16 protein-coding genes and 1 pseudogene are annotated in these 17,755 nt (G+C 75.0%); 10 read left to right on the top strand and 7 right to left on the bottom strand.

Annotated features, from left to right (window positions below; genetic code table 11):
* Nucleotides 1–7: 7 nt before the first annotated feature.
* Complete coding sequence (locus AB0947_RS20715) at nt 8–820, bottom strand: PhzF family phenazine biosynthesis protein (RefSeq protein WP_366751790.1); 813 nt, start codon at nt 818–820, stop codon at nt 8–10.
* 199 nt (nt 821–1,019) lie between these two features.
* On the opposite strand from AB0947_RS20715, the gene AB0947_RS20710 reads away from it, so the two are divergent.
* The 4 genes from AB0947_RS20710 to AB0947_RS20695 all read left to right on the top strand — a co-directional run bounded on the left by AB0947_RS20710 (nt 1,020) and on the right by AB0947_RS20695 (nt 4,903).
* On the top strand, nt 1,020–1,646 hold the full coding sequence (locus AB0947_RS20710) for a PadR family transcriptional regulator (RefSeq protein ID WP_366751789.1): 627 nt from the start codon (nt 1,020–1,022) through the stop codon (nt 1,644–1,646).
* A 403-nt stretch (nt 1,647–2,049) separates the two neighbouring features.
* Nucleotides 2,050–2,667 (top strand): Clp protease N-terminal domain-containing protein, encoded by a 618-nt coding sequence (locus AB0947_RS20705; protein WP_366751788.1) that lies wholly within the window; start codon nt 2,050–2,052, stop codon nt 2,665–2,667.
* Nucleotides 2,668–2,750: 83 nt separating this feature from the next.
* Nucleotides 2,751–3,755 carry an EamA family transporter gene (locus AB0947_RS20700; protein ID WP_366751787.1) on the top strand — a complete coding sequence of 335 codons (1,005 nt, stop codon included), beginning with the start codon at nt 2,751–2,753 and terminating at the stop codon, nt 3,753–3,755.
* 200 nt (nt 3,756–3,955) lie between these two features.
* Nucleotides 3,956–4,903, top strand: a complete 948-nt coding sequence (locus AB0947_RS20695) for an EamA family transporter (protein WP_366751808.1) — start codon at nt 3,956–3,958, stop codon at nt 4,901–4,903.
* Between the two features lie 25 nt (nt 4,904–4,928).
* Here AB0947_RS20695 and AB0947_RS20690 read toward each other — a convergent pair whose 3' ends face one another.
* On the bottom strand, nt 4,929–5,609 hold the full coding sequence (locus tag AB0947_RS20690; RefSeq protein WP_366751786.1) for a pyridoxamine 5'-phosphate oxidase family protein: 681 nt from the start codon (nt 5,607–5,609) through the stop codon (nt 4,929–4,931).
* Between the two features lie 49 nt (nt 5,610–5,658).
* Here AB0947_RS20690 and AB0947_RS20685 point away from each other — a divergent pair, with 49 nt between their 5' ends.
* Nucleotides 5,659–6,990 (top strand): aminotransferase class I/II-fold pyridoxal phosphate-dependent enzyme, encoded by a 1,332-nt coding sequence (locus AB0947_RS20685; RefSeq protein WP_366751785.1) that lies wholly within the window; start codon nt 5,659–5,661, stop codon nt 6,988–6,990.
* A 553-nt stretch (nt 6,991–7,543) separates the two neighbouring features.
* Here the strand turns inward: AB0947_RS20685 and AB0947_RS20680 are convergent.
* Nucleotides 7,544–8,485, bottom strand: coding sequence for a DMT family transporter (locus AB0947_RS20680; RefSeq protein WP_366751784.1), 942 nt, complete (start codon nt 8,483–8,485; stop codon nt 7,544–7,546).
* Nucleotides 8,486–8,559: 74 nt separating this feature from the next.
* On the opposite strand from AB0947_RS20680, the gene AB0947_RS20675 reads away from it, so the two are divergent.
* The gene (locus AB0947_RS20675; protein WP_366751783.1) at nt 8,560–9,462 is read left to right on the top strand and encodes a LysR family transcriptional regulator; all 903 of its coding nucleotides are present in this window, start codon (nt 8,560–8,562) and stop codon (nt 9,460–9,462) included.
* 15 nt (nt 9,463–9,477) lie between these two features.
* Here AB0947_RS20675 and AB0947_RS20670 read toward each other — a convergent pair whose 3' ends face one another.
* The 3 genes from AB0947_RS20670 to AB0947_RS20660 all read right to left on the bottom strand — a co-directional run bounded on the left by AB0947_RS20670 (nt 9,478) and on the right by AB0947_RS20660 (nt 11,355).
* A complete protein-coding gene (locus AB0947_RS20670) occupies nt 9,478–9,948 on the bottom strand; it encodes a pyridoxamine 5'-phosphate oxidase family protein (protein ID WP_366751782.1) in 471 nt (156 codons plus the stop codon).
* A gap of 170 nt (nt 9,949–10,118) precedes the next feature.
* A complete protein-coding gene (locus AB0947_RS20665) occupies nt 10,119–10,589 on the bottom strand; it encodes a Rieske (2Fe-2S) protein (protein WP_366751781.1) in 471 nt (156 codons plus the stop codon).
* Between the two features lie 187 nt (nt 10,590–10,776).
* On the bottom strand, nt 10,777–11,355 hold the full coding sequence (locus tag AB0947_RS20660) for a fasciclin domain-containing protein (protein WP_366751780.1): 579 nt from the start codon (nt 11,353–11,355) through the stop codon (nt 10,777–10,779).
* Between the two features lie 364 nt (nt 11,356–11,719).
* Here AB0947_RS20660 and AB0947_RS20655 point away from each other — a divergent pair, with 364 nt between their 5' ends.
* The 3 genes from AB0947_RS20655 to AB0947_RS20645 all read left to right on the top strand — a co-directional run bounded on the left by AB0947_RS20655 (nt 11,720) and on the right by AB0947_RS20645 (nt 15,455).
* The gene (locus tag AB0947_RS20655; RefSeq protein ID WP_366751779.1) at nt 11,720–12,283 is read left to right on the top strand and encodes a hypothetical protein; all 564 of its coding nucleotides are present in this window, start codon (nt 11,720–11,722) and stop codon (nt 12,281–12,283) included.
* 138 nt (nt 12,284–12,421) lie between these two features.
* A complete protein-coding gene (locus AB0947_RS20650; RefSeq protein ID WP_366751778.1) occupies nt 12,422–15,097 on the top strand; it encodes a LuxR C-terminal-related transcriptional regulator in 2,676 nt (891 codons plus the stop codon).
* A gap of 160 nt (nt 15,098–15,257) precedes the next feature.
* Nucleotides 15,258–15,455 carry a hypothetical protein gene (locus tag AB0947_RS20645; protein ID WP_366751777.1) on the top strand — a complete coding sequence of 66 codons (198 nt, stop codon included), beginning with the start codon at nt 15,258–15,260 and terminating at the stop codon, nt 15,453–15,455.
* A 14-nt stretch (nt 15,456–15,469) separates the two neighbouring features.
* Here AB0947_RS20645 and AB0947_RS20640 read toward each other — a convergent pair whose 3' ends face one another.
* The gene (locus AB0947_RS20640) at nt 15,470–15,967 is read right to left on the bottom strand and encodes an ion channel (protein ID WP_366751807.1); all 498 of its coding nucleotides are present in this window, start codon (nt 15,965–15,967) and stop codon (nt 15,470–15,472) included.
* Nucleotides 15,968–16,567: 600 nt separating this feature from the next.
* Here AB0947_RS20640 and AB0947_RS20635 point away from each other — a divergent pair.
* Nucleotides 16,568–17,664 (top strand): annotated as a pseudogene (locus AB0947_RS20635) (hypothetical protein).
* The last annotated feature ends 91 nt before the right edge of the window (nt 17,665–17,755 follow it).

The raw sequence follows: 17,755 nt of genomic DNA, 5'->3' as shown, positions 1-17,755 counted from the left end.
CCGGTTCTCAGGCGCGCAGTTCGCCGTCGACGACCGTCACGGCGAAGCCGGTGAGCAGGGTGCGCTCGCCCCGCAGCCCGGTGCGGACCAGCCCGGTGCGGCGGGACGCCTGGAGTCCGGCGAGGTCGTCGCGGCCGAGGCGGGCGGACCAGTGCGGGGCGAGCGCGGTGTGGGCGCTGCCGGTCACCGGGTCCTCGTCGATGCCGACGTTCGGGAAGAAGCAGCGGGAGACGAAGTCGTAGCCCCGGGACGGGTCGTCGGCGCGGGCGGTGGCGATGATGCCGCGCGCGGAGTAGGCGCCGAGGGCCCGGTGGTCGGGGGAGAGGGCCAGCACGGTCTTCTCGTCGGCGAGTTCCACCAGCAGGTCGCCGACGTTCGGGCCGGTGTCGAACACGGCGACCGGCCTCGCCCCGAGGGCCTCGGCGACCCCGGCCGGGATCTCGACCGGGGTGAGCGGGGCGGTCGGGAAGTCGAGGGTGACCGAGCCGTCCGCACCGGGCGTGGCGATCAGTACGCCGCTGCGGGTGGCGAACCGCACCGGGCCCTCGTGGGCGCCGGTGGTGTGCAGGACGTGGGCCGTGGCGAGGGTGGCGTGACCGCACATCGCGACCTCGGTGACCGGGGTGAACCAGCGCAGCGCCCAGTCCGCCTCGCCGCCCTCGGGCAGCCGGTGCGTGAACGCGGTCTCGGCGTGGTTGACCTCCATGGCGACGTTCTGGAGCCAGTCGTCGTCCGGGAAGACGTCGTCCAGGAGCAGGACTCCCGCCGGGTTGCCGGCGAAGGGGCGGTCGGTGAAGGCGTCGACGATTCGGATGCGCATGGCGCTGACGCTAGCGGTTGCGACGGCCCTCGTACCAAGGCCAATCCGGCGGCCCCGGACTGATTCCCGCCCCGCCCGCCCCGTCCCCGCTCGTTCGGCAAGGGGATTGTCCTGCGATCTGTTCCGATATATCGTTGAAGCATCGCGAACGCTACGCGATGCATACGTGAGGGATCAACGATGGAATGGAGTGAGCACGATGCGCACCCACGGTTTCGAGCGTGGACACCGGCACGAGGGCTCCGGACGGCGGGGCATGGGCGGGTTCGACGGGCGGCGGGCCGCCTTCGGGCCCTTCGGCCCGGGCGGTCCGGGCTTCGGTCCCGGTGGGCCCGGTTTCGGTCCGGGCCCCTGGGGGCCGCGCGGGCGGGGCGGCCCGCGCGGGCGGGCGCGGCGCGGTGACGTACGCGCGTCGATCCTGGCCCTGCTCAAGGACCGGCCCATGCACGGCTACGAGATGATCCAGGAGATCGCCGAACGCAGCGGCGGCGCCTGGAAGCCCAGCCCCGGTTCGGTCTACCCCACCCTCCAACTGCTGGAGGACGAGGGTCTGATCGTCAGTGAGAGCGAGGGCGGCAAGAAGCTGTTCTCCCTGACCGACAGCGGACGGGCCGCCGCCGACGAGGGGCCGGACGCCCCCTGGGAGGAGGCCTCGCGCGGAGTCGACTGGGAGGCCCTCACCGAGATCCGCCAGGCCGGCTTCGGGCTGATGGAGGCCTTCGGCCAGGTGTGGAAGACCGGCAGCAAGGAGCAGCGCGAGAAGGCGCTCGCCGTCGTCAACGACGCCCGCAAGAAGCTGTACCTCATCCTCGCCGACGAGCACTGAACCCCCTGGGCGAGAGCCGCCGGCCGAAGGCGCCCCGCGCGGACAGCGCGGGGCGCCTCCGCCTTCGCCCGTCCCGGCCCAGCCCACCAGGCCGTGCGGCTCGCGCGGCGATTCGTTCAGGGCGGCCGTCGCCGAGTCCCTGGGCCTGCCCGCCGTCAGCGACACCGCGGCCCCGGTGAACTCCCGTCGATCCGGAGCGTCCTGGCGTCCCCGTCCGGGGCCGGCGGGCAGCGGGTGGCGTGAACCGTCGGAATCCGCGCGAGAGAGTGCCGTTCGTGCGCGGGAGCGGTCAGATCTCCTCCGCGAGGATGAGATCCGGGTCGGCGATGTCCTCTCGGCGTGGGACGCGAAAATGGTTCCCCTCGTGGATGCCCCGTCCCGTCGCGGCTGATGGGGTGGGGATGTGCAAAGCCGTACAGCCCACCGGACCGCCGACGACGAAGCGGTTCCGCATCCGGACGGCGCCGCCGGGCTCGGTGCCGAGCTCGCGGCGGTGCTGGCCGCTGCCCGCCGCAGGGCCGTGCGGGACAGGGACCGGCACACCGACACCGCCCATCTGCTGCACGCCCTGCTGGAACACGACCCCGAGCCCCGCGCCGCCGTCGGGGGCCCGCAGCGGCTCGCCCGGGTCCTCGGCTACCTGGTGCAGCGCAGCATCGGTTACGGGCTGCGCTGGCAGGGCAGCGTGGAGGACTCCGGCGCGCTGCCCCGCGTCCCCGCCCCGGCCGGTCACGCCGACGCCGCGGGTCCCGCCGGACCCGCGGGCGCGAGCGGTCCCGGCAAGGAGGCCGAGGGCTGGTCCCCGGCCGCGTCGGCCGCGCTCGCGGACGCCCGCGCGCGTGCCCGGCGGCGGGGCGCCGCCCGGGCCGGCGGCACGGACCTGCTCGCGGCGCTCGCCGCGGACCCCCGGTCCCGGGCGGTCGAGGTCCTCGAACGCGCCGGCATCCCCGCCCGCGAACTGTCCGCGCGGATCGAGGCGGGAGCGGACGTGCGCACCGACGAGGACGGGGCCGCCCGCTGACCCTCGGCCACCCCTCCAGTCGCCGTCCACCAGCTGAGACAGGTGTCATCAGGAGTGACGCTCCTGTCGTCGCCTGTCATCATGTGCCGGTGCATACGTCTGTGAGCAGTCAGGGCAGTCCCGGCAGGGGAGCCGGGCTCGGTCTCGCGCTCGGGTCGGCGCTGGCCTTCGGCGGGTCCGGGGTGGCCGCCAAGCCGCTGATCGAGGCGGGACTCGACCCGCTCCACGTGGTGTGGCTGCGGGTGGCGGGCGCCGCCCTGGTGATGCTGCCGGTCGCGGTCCGGCACCGGGCGCTGCCGCGCCGCCGGCCCGCGCTGCTCGCCGGGTTCGGGCTGCTCGCCGTCGCCGGTGTCCAGGCCTGTTACTTCGCCGCGCTCTCCCGCATCCCGGTCGGCGTGGCCCTGCTCATCGAGTACCTCGCTCCCGCCCTGGTGCTCGGCTGGGTGCGGTTCGTGCAGCGGCGGCCCGTCAGCCGCGCGGCCGCGCTCGGCGTGGTCCTCGCCGCCGGCGGCCTCGCGTGCGTGGTCGAGGTCTGGTCCGGCCTGAGCTTCGACGCGCTGGGCCTGGTGTTCGCGCTCGGCGCCGCCTGCTGCCAGGTCGGCTACTTCGTCCTGTCCGACCAGGGCAGCGACGCGGGTGACGCGGCGCCTGACCCGCTCGGTGTCATCGCCTACGGGCTGCTGACCGGCGCCGCCGTGCTGACCGTGGTGGCCCGCCCCTGGGACATGGACTGGTCGGTGCTGGGCGGCTCCGCGCGCCTGAACGGCACCGCCGTACCCGCGGCCGCCCTGCTCGCCTGGATCGTGCTGGTCGCCACGGTGATCGCGTACGTCACCGGCGTGCTGTCCGTGCGCCGGCTGTCGCCGCAGGTCGCCGGGGTCGTCGCCTGTCTGGAGGCGGTCATCGCGACCGTGCTGGCCTGGGTGCTGCTCGGCGAGCACCTGTCCGCGCCGCAGGTCGCCGGGGGCGCGGTCGTCCTGGTCGGCGCCTTCATCGCGCAGTCCGCCACCCCGGCCGGGGACCCGTCGGGGCCGGTCGCCTCGGGTGGCGCGGAAAGGGAGTTGTCCGCCCGCGGTACGGCCGCCTAGAGTCCGGACCATGGCGCACACCGCACTCGTCCTCTCACCCCCGGCCGCCTGAGGCGGGCCCGCGGGTCCCGCCCGGCGCGTGCGCGCCGGGCCGGACGGTGCTGCCCGCAGACGAAGTCCGTGCGCCCCGCCCGAGCGGGGACGCTCCCGAACTTCCGCACCTCCACGTGCGCTTCTGCGGAGAGATTGCCTTGTCGACCTTGTCGCACCCCGCTTCAGGCCTGCCCGTCGGGCGTGGCCTGCTCTACCTGATCGTCACCGGTGCCGCCTGGGGCACCGCGGGCGCCGCCGCCTCGCTGGTCTACCGGACCAGCGACATGGGCGCCTTCGCCCTCTCGTTCTGGCGCTGCGCGCTGGGGCTCGCCCTGCTGCTGGCCGGCCGGCTGCTGCGGCCGCGCGCCCGCCGTACGGCCCCGGCCCGCTCCGTGCGCCGCACCCTCACCAGGGCGCTGGCCACCGGGCTCGGCCTGGCCGTCTTCCAGACCGCGTACTTCGCGGCCGTGGCGTTGACCGGGCTGGCCGTGGCCACCGTCGTCACCCTCGGCGCGGGCCCCGTGCTCATCGCGCTCGGCGCCCGGCTGCTGCTCGGCGAACGGCTGGGGGCAGGGGGTGCCGCGGCGGTCGCCGGCGCGCTCGCCGGGCTGGCCGTGCTCACCTTCGGCGGCTCGGCCACGACCGTACGCCCGGCGGGTGTGCTGCTGGCCCTGGCCTCGGCGGCGGGCTACGCCGTGATGACCCTGCTCACCCGCTGGTGGGGGAGGGGCGGCGGCGCCGACGCCGCCGGCACCACGGTGGGCGCCTTCGCCGTGACCAGCCTGTTCCTGCTGCCGTTCGCGGCGGGGGAAGGGCTGCTCCCGCACACCGCCCACCCGGCCCGGCTGCTGTGGCTGCTGCTGTACATCGCCGCCGTGCCCACGGCCCTCGCGTACGCGTTCTACTTCGCCGGAGCCGCCGTCGTCCGGTCCGCGACCGTCTCCGTGATCATGCTGTTGGAGCCGGTGACCGCGGCCGTGCTCGCCGTCGTCCTGCTCGGCGAGCGGCTCACGGCGACCACGGCGGCGGGCACGCTGCTGATGCTCGGCGCGGTCGCGGGCCTGGCGGTGGGCGAGGCCCGCGGGGCCGGCCGGCGGGAGCCCGCGCCGGTGTGAGCCGCCGCGGTGTGTCCCGCCGCGGCTACAGCGCCGCCAGGTAGTCCGGCAGCTCGACGCCGGGCGCCAGGTCGGCGTTGCGGACCGGAGACTCGTACCCCTTGCGGAGCGGGACGACCCCGGCCCAGTGCGGCAGGTCCATGTCCTCGGGCTCGTCGTCGGCGCCGCCGCTGCGGACCTTGGCCGAGACCTCCTCCAGGTCCAGGCGGATGACCGCGGTGGCGGCCAGCTCCTTCTTGTTCGCGGGCCGGGAGTCGGCGGCCCGGCCCGGCACGACGTGGTCGACCAGCGCGTCCAGGGCCAGCCGCCGCTCCTCGGGGTCGGTGACCTCGTACGCGGTGCCGTGCACCACGACCGAGCGGTAGTTGATCGAGTGGTGGAAGGCGGAGCGGGCCAGCACCAGCCCGTCGACGTGGGTGACCGTCAGGCACACCGGCAGGCCCGGGTCCCTCTGGCCGGTCATCCGCAGCGGCCGGGAGCCGGTCGAGCCGTGCACGTAGAGCCGCTCGCCGACCCTGCCGTACAGCGTGGGCAGCACCACCGGGGCGCCGTCCCGGACGAAGCCGAGGTGGCAGACGTACCCCTCGTCCAGGATCGCGTGGACCAGCTCCTTGTCGTAGGACGCCCGCTCGGCGGAGCGCGTGGGCACGGTCCGGTCGGTCGGTGTGTAGGCGGCGGCCCGCGTGTCCTCGGTCGTGCCCTGCATGGCGTCCCCTCCAGTGGCGGCGGTTTTGCACTAGTGCATAATGGTGTTTGTGCTAGGAGAATATCGGATCACCGGGCGCGGCGCAGCCGAGATCGCGGCCGGCGTCGAGCAGGCGGTCGGCACCGGCGAGCTGCGGCCGGGCCAGGCCCTGCCCCCCATGCGGGAGTTGGCGGGCCGGCTGGGAGTGAACGCGAACACGGTGGCCGCCGCCTACCGCATCCTGCGCGAACGCGGGGTGATCGAGACGGCCGGCCGCCGGGGAAGCCGGGTCCGCCCCAAGCCGGCCACCACCGGCCGCGAGCAGTTGCGCGTGGAGGTGCCCCCCGGAGGCCGTGACCTCTCCACGGGCAATCCCGACCCGGCCCTGCTGCCCCGCCTGGCCCCGGCCCTGGCCGCCGCGGCGGAACAGGGTGACCGCCGGCCCGTCCGCTACGGCGACGACCCCGTGGACGCGGACCTCGCCCGCCTCGCCCGCGCCGAACTCGACGCCGACGGCGTCCCGGCGGGTCCGCTGACCGTGACCTCCGGCTCCCTCGACGCCATCGAACGCGTCCTCACCGCGCACCTCAGGCCCGGTGACACGGTCGCCGTCGAGGACCCGGGCTGGGGCAGCCTCCTCGACCTCGTCCCCGCCCTGGGCCTGCACACGGCGCCGGTCGGCGTGGACGACGACGGACCACGCGCCGACGACCTGCGCCGCGCCCTGGAGTCCGGCGCCCGCGCGCTGATCGTCACCGACCGGGCCCAGAACCCGACCGGAGCCTCGGTCACCGCCCCGCGCGCGCGTGCCCTGCGCGCGGTGCTGCGGGAGCACCCGGAGACCCTGCTCGTCGAGGACGACCACGGCCACGGCATCGTCGATCTGCCGCTGCACCCCCTCGCGGGCGGCACCCGTCACTGGGCCCTCGTCCGATCCGCCGCCAAGGCCTACGGCCCCGACCTGCGCCTCGCCGTCCTCACCGGGGACCCCGTCACCGTGGACCGGGTGCGCGGCCGCCAGCGCCTGGGCCCCGGCTGGGTCAGCCTCCTCCTGCAACGGGCCGTGGCCCACCTGTGGACCCAGGGCGCCGTCGACCGGGCGGCGGTGGCGGAGGCGTACCGGGCCCGCAGGGCCGGCCTGGTCGACGCGCTGGCGGAGCGGGGGATCGTCGCGCACGGCCGCAGCGGCATGAACGTCTGGGTCCCGGTACCCGACGAGACGGGAGCCATCGCCCGCCTGCTCCACCGGGGCTGGGCGGTCGCCCCGGGCGCCCGCTTCCGGCTGGCCTCGCCACAGGCGGTCCGCATCACGATCTCACCGCTCACCGAGGACGACATCGCCCCGCTGGCCGACGCGGTGGCAGCGGCGGTACGCCCGTCCCCGGCCCGCGTCTACGGCTGACGGCGCCGGAGAAGGGGGCGCGGCGAAGGGGGGACGGCGAAGGAGGGCGGCGAAGGGGGAGGAGTGGCCGCGAGGCGCTTGGCAGGCCACGGCGGCTCTGCGCCCCCGCGCCCTGCTGGGTCGGGGTGGGTCTGCGTTCTTGTGTGCTGCTGGGTCGGGGTGGGTCTGTGCCCTTGCGTCCCGCAGGGTCAGGGCGGCCCTGCGCCCTTGCGTCCCGCTGGGTCAGGGCGGGCCTGCGCCCTTGCGTCCTGTCGTGTCACGGCGGGTTCGTGCCTCCGCACACTGCCGCGTCCCGGCGGGTTCGCGCCCCCGCGTCTCGTCGGGGCACGGCGGCCCGGTACCCCGCACTCGGCCGCGTCACGGAGGGGCCGAGCTTTTGTGCCCTGTCGCGTCCCGGCGGGTCCGCGCCCCGCGCCCTGTCGCGTCACAACAACAGCCCCCGCGCCCCCGCCGCGTCACAACAACAGCCCCCGCGCTCCGCCGCGTCACGGCCGGCCCGCGCCCCCGCACCCCGCCGCGTCTCGACAGGCCCGCGCCATCTCGCCCCGCCGCGTCACGCGCCCTTGCCCCGTATCTGGGTGAGCGCGGCGCCCGCCAGTACGATCACCGCCCCCACCGGCGTGGTCCACCGGAGGGACTCCCCGAGGATCGCCACCCCCGCGGCCGTGGCGATGACGGGGATGAAGTAGGTCACCATCTGGGCGGTGGTGGGCCCGACCTCGGCGACGAGCCCGTACTGGATCAGCACCGCCAGCCCGGTCCCCAGCGCGCCCAGGGCGGCTACGGCCAGCAGCGGAACGACGGCGAAGTGCTCGGGGGCGCTGGTGAACAACGGCGTCACCACGGCCAGTTGCACGGTCGCCAGCAGCAACTGGCCCCCGGTCATCGACAGATGGGAGTTCCCCGTGCCGGCCAGCGTCCGCCGCACGTAGATCCAGCCGACCGGGTAACTCAGCGAGGCCAGCAGGGCCATCGCGGTACCCGTGGCGTCCAGCCCGTGGAAGCCCTGCCAGGCGCCGAGCACGGTGAGGACGCCCAGGAAGCCCAGGCCGAGCCCGGCGACGCGCACCCGGGTCGGCCGGTCCTCGGACAGGGCGACCACGGACAGGGCCATGCCCCACAGGGGGGACGTGGCGTTGCAGATGCCGGCCAGGGTGGACGGGATCGTCAGCTCGGAGTAGGCGAACAAGGAGAACGGCAGGGCGTTCAGCAGGAACGCGGCGACCGCCATGTGCCCCCACAGGCGGGCCCCGCGCGGCAGCCGCTCCCGCTTCACCGCCATCGCCGCCACCAGTACCGCCGTACCGAACACCAGCCGTCCGAGGGTGACCTGGAAGGGCGCGTACCCGCCGGTCCCGACCTTGATCAACAGGAAGCTGAAGCCCCAGATCAGGGACAGGGCGCCGAAGCGGAGCCGCCAGTCGAGGCGGGCGCGCGGTCGGGAGGGGGAGGGGGACTGGGACCTGGTGGGGGTCGATGCGGTGACCGTGCTCATGGCCTCCACGATGCTGGAGACGACCTCGTAGCACAATCGAGATTTCCCACCTGGTACCTCTTAGAATCGCTTACATGTTGAACCTGGAGCGCCTGCGCACCCTCGACGCCCTGTCCCGGCACGGCTCGGTCAGCGCCGCCGCCGACGCGCTGCACGTCACCACGTCCGCGGTCTCGCAGCAGCTCGGCAAGCTGGAGCGGGAGGTCGGCCAGCAGCTCCTCGCCAAGAACGGCCGGGGCGTACGGCTCACGGACGCCGGCCGGCTGCTGTCGGAGCACGCGGCGCGCATCCTGTCGCAGGTGGAGCTGGCCCAGTCCGACCTGGAGGCGCACCGCGGCCAGGTCGTCGGCGAACTCAGGCTGTCGGCGTTCCCGACCGCCGCCCGGGGCCTGTTCCCCGCCGCGCTCGGCGCCCTGCGCGTTGAGCACCCCGGACTGCGCGTGCGCTCCAGCGAGTTGGAGCCGGAAGCGGGCATCGCCGGGGTCGTGCGCGGCGATCTCGACCTCGCGGTGGTCCTGGACTGGTACAACAAGCCGATGCCCGTGCCCGACGGCCTGGTCAAGGCGCCCCTGCTGGACGACCCGGCCGAGGTCGCCATGCCCGCGACGCACCGGCTCGCGGACCGCGACGAGGTGGACCTCACCGAGTTCGCCGAGGACGAGTGGATCACCTGGGGCGAGGGCGAGTTCTGCCACGAGTGGCTGATGTTCACCCTGCGGTCCAAGGGCGTCGAGCCGATCGTCGGCCACCGCGCGGGCGAGACCCACACCCAGCTCGGACTCGTCGCGGCCGGGCTGGGCGTGTGCATCGCGCCGCTGCTGGGCCGGCACCCGGTGCCCGAGGGCGTGGTCCTGGTGCCGCTCAGGCAGCGCGTGCGCCGCCACGTGTACGTGGTCTGGCGGGCGGACGCCGACCGCCGCCCCTCCATCCGCGCGGCCGTCGAGGCACTGCGGACGGCGGCCCGGAAACTGGGCTGAGCGCAGCGGTCCCGGCTACGCCCCGCCGAGCTTCCGGAAGTCCCAGGACACCATCGTGTCCGGGGTCAGCCGGGCCCAGGCGTGCCGACCGTCGTGCGGCATCTCGTCCAGACCGAAGTTCTTGCGCGCGAACAGCGTCTCGGCCGTGTCCAGTTCGGCGCACAGCTCACCCCGGCGCGGCACCTCGCCGACGAACTCGACCCGGCCGGACAGCTCGACCCCGCGCAACTGGTCGTACTCCTCGCCGGAGTCCACGACGACCGCCACCCGGGGGTCGCGGCGCAACTGCGCCCAGCGCCGGCTGCGCACCACCGAGTACAGCCACAGCGACGTGCCGTCCCAGGCGAACCACAGCGCGCTGACGTGCGGTGCGCCGTCGGCCGAGACGGTCGCCACCCGGCAGGTGCGCTGCGCGGTGAGGAACTCGTCCAGCTCACCGGGCGTCATCATGATCTTCCGGCCCCGGCGCTGCTGTGTGACGGTCATGCGGCCCCCTCTTCTCCCACGTCGTGTCAGCGAACAAAGGCGATCCTCTGACATCGCGTCAGAGAAGAGAAGCCGTCGTCCCGGCCGACGCCGGCGCGGGGGTGCCCGTCGACCACACCCCCGCGCTGCCCGGCTCCTTCAAGAGGACACGCGGACGGCGTTGCGCCCGCTCAGGCCAGCGTGATCTCGTCGCCGGACACAGTGATCTTCGCCGCGGGCAGCGGCTGCGTCGCGGGCCCCTTCTTCACGCTGCCGTCCGTCACGGAGAACTCGCTGTTGTGGCACGGGCAGACGATCACGCCGTTCGCCACGCTGCCCACCGCGCAGCCCTGATGGGTGCACTTGGACGAAAAGGCCTTGTAGGTGCCGGCCGACGGCTGCGTGACCACGACGCCCTGGTCCTTGAAGATCTTGCCGCCGCCCTCCGGGATGTCGGCGGTCCTGGCCAGCGCGGAGCCACCGGTGGTGTCGGCGCCGTCCTGCGCGGAACCGCCCGACCCCGAGCCGGTGTCGGCGGTGCCGGACGAGTCGTCGTCCGAACCGCAGGCGGTCAGCGCGGCGGCGAGCCCCGCCGCTCCGGCCGCCGCCATGACGGTACGGCGGGCCGGTCCCACAGCGGGGTGCAGGGATGGGCTGGTCATCTGGGGGTTCCCTTCGGCGGAGCTTCTCCTGGTCCGTCATGGGGTACGGCCCGCGGACGGCGGCCGTTCAGACGGGTACCCGGATCCTTGCAGCCCGGTGATGAAGGGACCGTCAGGCACGGCTGTGGGCTTCCCGTTACCGGGCCCCCGGGGGGGCACCCCGAGGGCCGGCAGCGGGAGCGTCGGGTCAGGACGGGGGCCGGAGAACCGCGTCGACGACGTAGATGGTGGCGTTGGCGGTCTTGATGTTGCCGCAGACGATGTTCGCCTTGCCGTTGACCTTGAAGCGGGTACCCGAGCCCGACGTCGTCAGCTTGCCGCCCTCCACCGTCGTGAAGGAACCCTTGGACAGCTGGCCGGGGGTGATCCGCTGGCCGACGACGTGGTAGCCCAGCACCTTCCTCAGCTGCCCCTCGTTCTTCAGCAGCGCGGCGAGCTGCGACGCGGACACCTTCTTGAAGGCCTGGTTGTCGGGGGCGAAGACGGTGATGCCGGATTTCCCGTCGAGGGCACTGCCCAGCCTCGCCCGGACCGTCGCCGCCACCAGCTGGCTGAGCTCGGGGTAGGCGGCCGCCGCCTCCACCACCTTGTCCCTGGCCGTGTCGGCCTTCTGGGAGAGCGACGAGCAGCCGGGACCGAACGTCCCCGACGGGCTGGGAGAAGCCTCCTGGGCGTGGCTCTGCGACGCCAGCCCTCCGAGCGCGAGCGGAACGGCGACCAGAGCCGCTCCGGTGGCCCTTGCTGTACGCATGCGGGTGAACCTCATCGCGACCTTCCTCCCGTGGAGGCGTGAGCACTGCGACGGTGCGGACCGCGGAACTGCCCGGTTCCGCCCGGGCGGGGCGGGGCGCGTGCCGCGCCAGGCCGTGGGCCGTTCCGCCCGGCCACTCAGCGAGCGTAACCAGCGGGCGCTGATGACCGCATCTCGAAGCACGGGCCCCGCGACGGCCCCCGCTCGCGGGAACACGCCGGTCGCGGCCGTGCACCGTGCCGGACGAACTGCGCTCCCGCGCCGGGCCGTCGGGGACTTCCCCCCACTCGACCGCCCGCGTGCCCGTCTGCGGGCACAACGGGTGACGCGTCCGGCGTGGACCGCCGTACCCGCCCCCGCGAGCCGTTGACTGAGAGGTGTGATCAGGCTTGGTACGGCGCTCGCAGGCATCGGCGGAGCCCTCGGCGGAGGCTTCCTCGGGGCGACAGCCCACTACGTGGTCAGAACCCTGGGACAGCGCCACAGGGACGAGCAGTCGGGGCTGCGGGCCCAGCGGCAGGCCGTCCACCGGCAGTTCAGGCAGGTGTGCGCGGCGCGGGACTGGGTGGCCGGGCTGCCCGAGCCGGCCGGCGCGGCGGACTCACCCGAGCACCGGCACCAGACCGAGGCGGAAGCGGTCCGGCACGGCGAGGAGTGCCACGCCGTCTGGGACACCGCCCAGGCGGACATCGACAGCGGCGAGGTCCGCGCGGCCATGGCCGCCCTCGACCGGGAAGTCGCGGCCGTCCTGGGCCGGGTGGCGAAGGGCGACTCCTCGCCGGACCTGAGCGGGCTTCAGCAGCGTCTCGACGAACTGGCGGCCGCCGCGAAGCACCGGCTGACCACCCGTCTCGGCGAACGCTCCCACCAACTGACGCGCTTTCGAAGGGGCGGCGAGGCCGGCGGCCACCACGAGCCCCGGCGGTCCGGGAGGGTAAGCTGAAGCGGAAGGGCGCCGTCCGCACTCTCCGCCGGCGCTCGTCACAGCCGGCGCCGGCGAGCCTCCCGGTCCCCGCTGTACCCAGGGCAGTTCTCCCCTTCCCGCGTCGTCCACCGGGCGACGACCGAGGTGGTGAGGAGCATGGCCGTACCGGGCGGGACCGGACGGGCGCCGGACGCATCACACGCCGATCCCCGGGGGGACCCGTTCCTGCGGACGCAGTTCGCCGTACCGGCGCGTCCCGTGACGTACCTGCGGCGTGACCGGCTGACCGTGCACCTCGACGAGGCCCTGCTGACCCCGCTGACGGTGGTCCACGGAGCCGCCGGAGCGGGCAAGACCCTGCTGGCCGCCGACTGGGCCTCCACCCGGCACGAGCCCGTCGCCTGGCTCACCGCCCAGGTGGCCGACAGGGGAGGCGGCACCTTCTGGGCGTACCTGCTGGAGGCCCTGCGCCTCGCCGGCGTGCCGGAGGCCGACGTCGGCCTCCCCGCCTCGGCGGGCCGCGCGGACGACAGGCTGCTCACGCGGCTCGCCGCCGGACTGGGCACCCGGGACACCCCGGTGATCCTCGTCATCGACGAGTACGACCGGGTGACCGACCCGGAGATCGCGGACCAGCTGGAATTCGTCCTCCACCAGGCGGGCCACGGCATGCGCCTGGTCCTCGTCACCCGCACCGAGCCCCTCCTGCCGCTGCACCGCCACCGGGCGGCCGGCACCATCACGGAGATCAGGAACGCCGAGCTGGCCCTCACCCCCGACGAGGCCGCCGCTCTGCTGGCGCTGCACGGCCTGCGCCTGCCGGCCGACGACGTGGGCGCCCTGGTGGAACGCACCCGTGGCTGGGCGGCCGGGCTGCGGCTGTGCGCCCTGGCCGCGCGGGGGGAGACGGACCCGCGGAGGTTCCTCAAGGAGTTCGAGGCCGACCGCACCACGATCGCCGACTTCCTGCTCGCCGAGGTGCTCAAACGGCAGCCGCCCGGGACGCAGGACCTGCTGCTGCGGGTCAGCGTCCTCGACCGCTTCTGCCCCGGCCTCGCCAACGCCCTCACCGGACGCACCGACGCCGAACGCGTCCTGACCGACCTGCACGGCCAGAACGCCTTCGTCGAGTACCTCGGGCACGCCTGGTTCCGTCTCCACCCGCTGTTCGGTGAGATCCTCCGCGCCCACCTGCGGGTGCGCTCCCCGGAGCTGGAAGCCGAGCTGCATCGCCGGGCGGCACACTGGCTGCGGCGCTCGGGGTCCCTCGGCGAAGCGCTCGGCCACGCGGCCGCGGCGGAGGACTGGGAGAGCGCCGCCGGCGCCCTCATCGGCGACCTCGCCCTGGGGGAGCTCTTCACCGGCCTGCACTCCGGTGATCTGGCCCGGCTGTTCTCCCGGATGGGGCCCGAGCCCGCCGGTCCGGCCACGGACCTCGTCCGCGCGGCCTGCGCACTGTCCCGCTGCGAGGTCGCGCGGGGCTCCTCCCGCCTGCGCCGGGCGGTGCAGGAACTGGCGTCGCAGGACGGACCGGCGGAGGGCGATCCGGCCGACCTGGCCGTGACCCGGCTGAGCTGCGCCTTGCTGGAAGCCCTGGTGGCCCGCCTGACGGGGGCGCCCGGACGGGCGGAGAGGGCGGCACGCCTCGCCGAGCAGGTGCGGCGCGAAGTGCCGGGCACGCTGCTCGAGGCGCACCCCGAACTGACGGCACTCCTGCTCACCCACCTCGGCTCGGCACGTCTGTGGGCGGGCCGCGTCCGGGCCGCCCGAGCGGCCCTGACCGCGGTGGTCGACGCCGACGGGACGGGAGCGACGGCGCAGGCGCGCCGGGACTGCCTGGGCCACCTGGCCCTGATCGACTACTTGGAGGGCTGGCCGGGCAGAGCCGAGCGCACGGCGTCGGCCACGGTCACCCCGGCGGGCCGCGGCGGGCCGCCCCCCGCCCCCGGGCCGGGGCTGGCATCGCTGGTCCTGGCCGCGGTGGCCGTCGAACGCGACGAGCTGGACCGGGCCGAGGCGCTCCTCGACGCGGCGGTGGACGCGCGGCACCCGCCGCCGGACCCGGTGACGCAAGCGGCGCGGGCCCTCGTCACCGGGCGGATCCTGCTGGCCCGCGGCGACGCGCAGGCCGCGCTCGAAGCGGCGGACCGGGCCGTCGTGGCCGACGTGGCGTCCCCGTGGGCCGCAGCGCACACGGCGTGCGTGGCCGCCGCCGCCCACCTCGCCGAGAACCGTCCGGAGACGGCCGTCAAGCTGCTGCACGACATGCCCGGTGACGAGCCGGTGTGCCTCGTGGGCGCCGCGGAGGCGGAACTGGCAGCGGGCAGACCCGAGGCCGCGGCCGAACTGCTCGGCAGGCTACGGACACGGGCCGGCATCGGCCCCGCCGTCACCGTACGGGCCGCACTGCTCGGAGCCCGGCTGGCAGGCGAGCACGGAGACCACGCCGCCCAGCGCGGACTCGTCTCGCGGGCGCTGCGGGAAGCCCGCCGCGAGCGGCTGCGCCGCCCCTTCGTGGACGCCGGGCCGTGGCTGCGCACACTGCCGCCGGACGCGCCGGCCGGGGCCCGGCTCCCCACCGGATCCCCGCGCCGCGACGCCCCGGCGTGCGGCGGGCAGCGAGCGGCGCCGCCGGTGGTCGAGGAGCTGAGCGGACGGGAACGCGACGTCGTCCGCCGGCTGGCGCAGATGATGTCCACGGAGGAGATCGCCGCCGACCTGTACGTGTCGGTGAACACGGTCAAGACCCACCTCAAGAGCGCCTACCGGAAGCTGGCCGTGAACCGGCGTCACGACGCGGTGCGCCGCGCGCGGGAACGCGGACTCCTGTGACGGCACGCTCGTGAGCGGGCGCACCGGACCGGTCCGGCCGTACCGCCCGAGCGGCGGGCGATATCACCTCCCACGGGCGAAGCGGTGCGGCGCACGGAGCCGGAGGATCGCACGGACGGGGTCCGGCAGCCCCCTCGGGCAGACGTGGGGAGAGCAGCTCATGCGCTACGAGATTCGCGTCGACGGACGGATGACCGAGACGCTGGTCAAGGCGTTCCCCGAGCTGGACCACGTGTTGATGGCCGGTCAGACCGTCCTCTTCGGAGCGGTCGTCGACGAGGCACAGCTGTACGGGCTGCTGGCCCGCTGCCAGTCACTGGGGCTGAGAGTGCTGGAGATGCGCCAGACGCCGGCCTGACCCGGGCGCCGCCCTCACTCCGGCGTGTCCCGCCCCCGGCGCCGGAGACCGGCGCGGACCGCGGCCCCGAGCACCCGTACGGCAAGCCCCACGATGAGCAGGGTGCACGCCATCTGGCACATCACCAGCACCCGCCCCGTCTGGGAGCGCGCGACGATGTCGCCGAAGCCGACGGTGGTGAACGTGGTGAGCGTGAAGTACAACGCGTCGGTTCTGCTCAGGGGCTCGCTGAAGGATCCGGGCACGGCGAGTTCCAGCAGGTAGTAGCCGCTCGCGAAGAGGACCAGGTACAGCGCCACGGTGGCGGCCACGGCCTCGGCGGCCTTCAGCCGCGGCCAGGGCGAGCGCTTGATGAGCCACACCTCCCAGCCGAAGAACAGGCCGGTCGCCAGCAGACCACCGACGAGGGCCACGGCGGTGAGGTCCTCTCCGTGCCGGTCCAGCGGCAACAGGTAGTACGCGGTGACGAGGCCGGCCGCGACACCGGCCGAGCGGGCGACCGAGCCGGCCAGGGCCCAGCGGCCCGGCAGGCGGGAGCGTGCCGTTCCCTCCGGCGGGACCTCCTGCCTGCCGGGAGCCACTGGATCGGTCATCTGGTGCCTCTTCGTCCGCTCCGCCACGGGCCGCCCGGCGGCCCACCGCACCTACCCCATCGTCGCGGTCGGCCGCACGGATCACCCGCCGTGGGTGACCCCACGGCGCCCGGTCGGCGGCACTCTGGCCCGGTGAGGTGCCCGTACACGGCCCGTCGGCCGGCCGGAGGGGATCCGCCGACCGCGTGAGGAGGAGCCATGACCGACTCCCGCGGTCACGCCCCGTACCCGCCCGGCGGGCCCCTCCAGCTAGGCCGCCGACCCGGCACACCGGGTGGTCGGACCGGCGACGGGCCCCCTGTTCCCGCGTGAACCGCGTTCGTCCGGCCGCGGTGATCGCCGGCGCTCACGCGGGCCCCGGCGCACCTCCCGCGCCGGTGCGGCCCGGGCGGACTGCGGACCCCCGTACGCCGGATCCCCGTACGCCGGTCCCGGCAGTCCGCGGCCCCCCGGAGGAGGTGCGCCTTCCACGGCCCGGGGCCCTGACGGCGCCGGCCACACTCCCCGCGCAGGAGGACCATGGATTCCGGCACCGCCTCCGGACCCTCCGGCCCGGACCCGTCCGTACCGGCCGATCAGGCACTGACCGCCGGTGAACACGCGGAGTACCTGCGGCTGAGGCGCGCCGCGCGCCTGCGCCACCGGCGCCTGCGACGCCCGGGCGCATCGGTCCTGCTGGTGCTGACGCTCGTGCTCGCCCCGCCGGCCGTCGTCGCCGTCTGGGTGCACGACACGGTCGCCGACACCGACCGGTACGTGCGGACCGTGGCGCCGCTCGCCTCGGAACCGGCCGTGCAGAACGCCCTCGTCAACCGGCTGACCGATCGCGTGGTGAGCCAGGTCGACGTCCAGGCCGTGCGGGCAACCGGCGGGCACAGTCGGCGGTGGTGGGCATGCTCACCGGGAAAGGACAGGGAGCGCTCCGGGCGAACGGCGACACCGTCCAGCTCGACATCCGTGTGGTGATCGGCCAGGTGCAGAAGCGCCTCGTGGACGAAGGGTTCAAGCACGCCTCCGCGATCCCGCGGGTCCCCGTACTGGCCCTGGCCGCGGCCGTCGCGGCCGTGTGGACCGCTCCGGGACACCGGGTGATGCTGCTGGTCACCGCGCTCGGCGTCGGCGCCATGATGGCCGTCCTGCTCGTGGCGCCGGCCGTCGTACGGCGGGTCTACCCCGACTCCGTCCCGCCGGCCACGCTGCCCCCCGACGCGGCGGCGGCGATCTTCGACACCTTCGTCCGTTTCCTTCGCGACAGTGCCCGCACCCTGCTCGTCGTCTCGTTGATCACGGCAGTGGCGGCCTGGCTGTACGGGCCGAACCGGGCGGCACGCGCCGCGCGGTCCGCGGCGCTGAAGGGCGCCTCGGCGGCGGGGCGGGAGCTGAGCGGCGCCGGGGTGCGCACCGGCCACTTCGGACAGTGGCTGGCCGCTCACCGGTCATGGACCACCGGGGTGACCATCGGGGCCGGTGTCCTGGCCCTCGTGCTGTGGAACCACCCCACGGCGGGCGCGGTGGCGCTCGTCCTGGTCCTGGTCGTGGTCGTGCTCGTCGTCACGGCGGTGCTGTCCGCGGCGACGGGGCCGGCGGCCGACCGCGTGGAGCGGCCGGTCCCGTGACGGACGTTCACCCGTACCGGGTGAGGCGGCCGCGGCCCGCCCCGCGCACGCTGGGCGCACGGGACGGCCACCGGACGCGGACCCGGACGGA

It is taken from the genome of Streptomyces sp. NPDC047841, assembly GCF_040704085.1.
Taxonomy (GTDB): Bacteria; Actinomycetota; Actinomycetes; order Streptomycetales; family Streptomycetaceae; genus Streptomyces; species Streptomyces argyrophylli.
The sequence above is the reverse complement of the archived record's forward strand: the minus strand, read 5'-3'. Positions and strand labels throughout refer to the sequence as shown.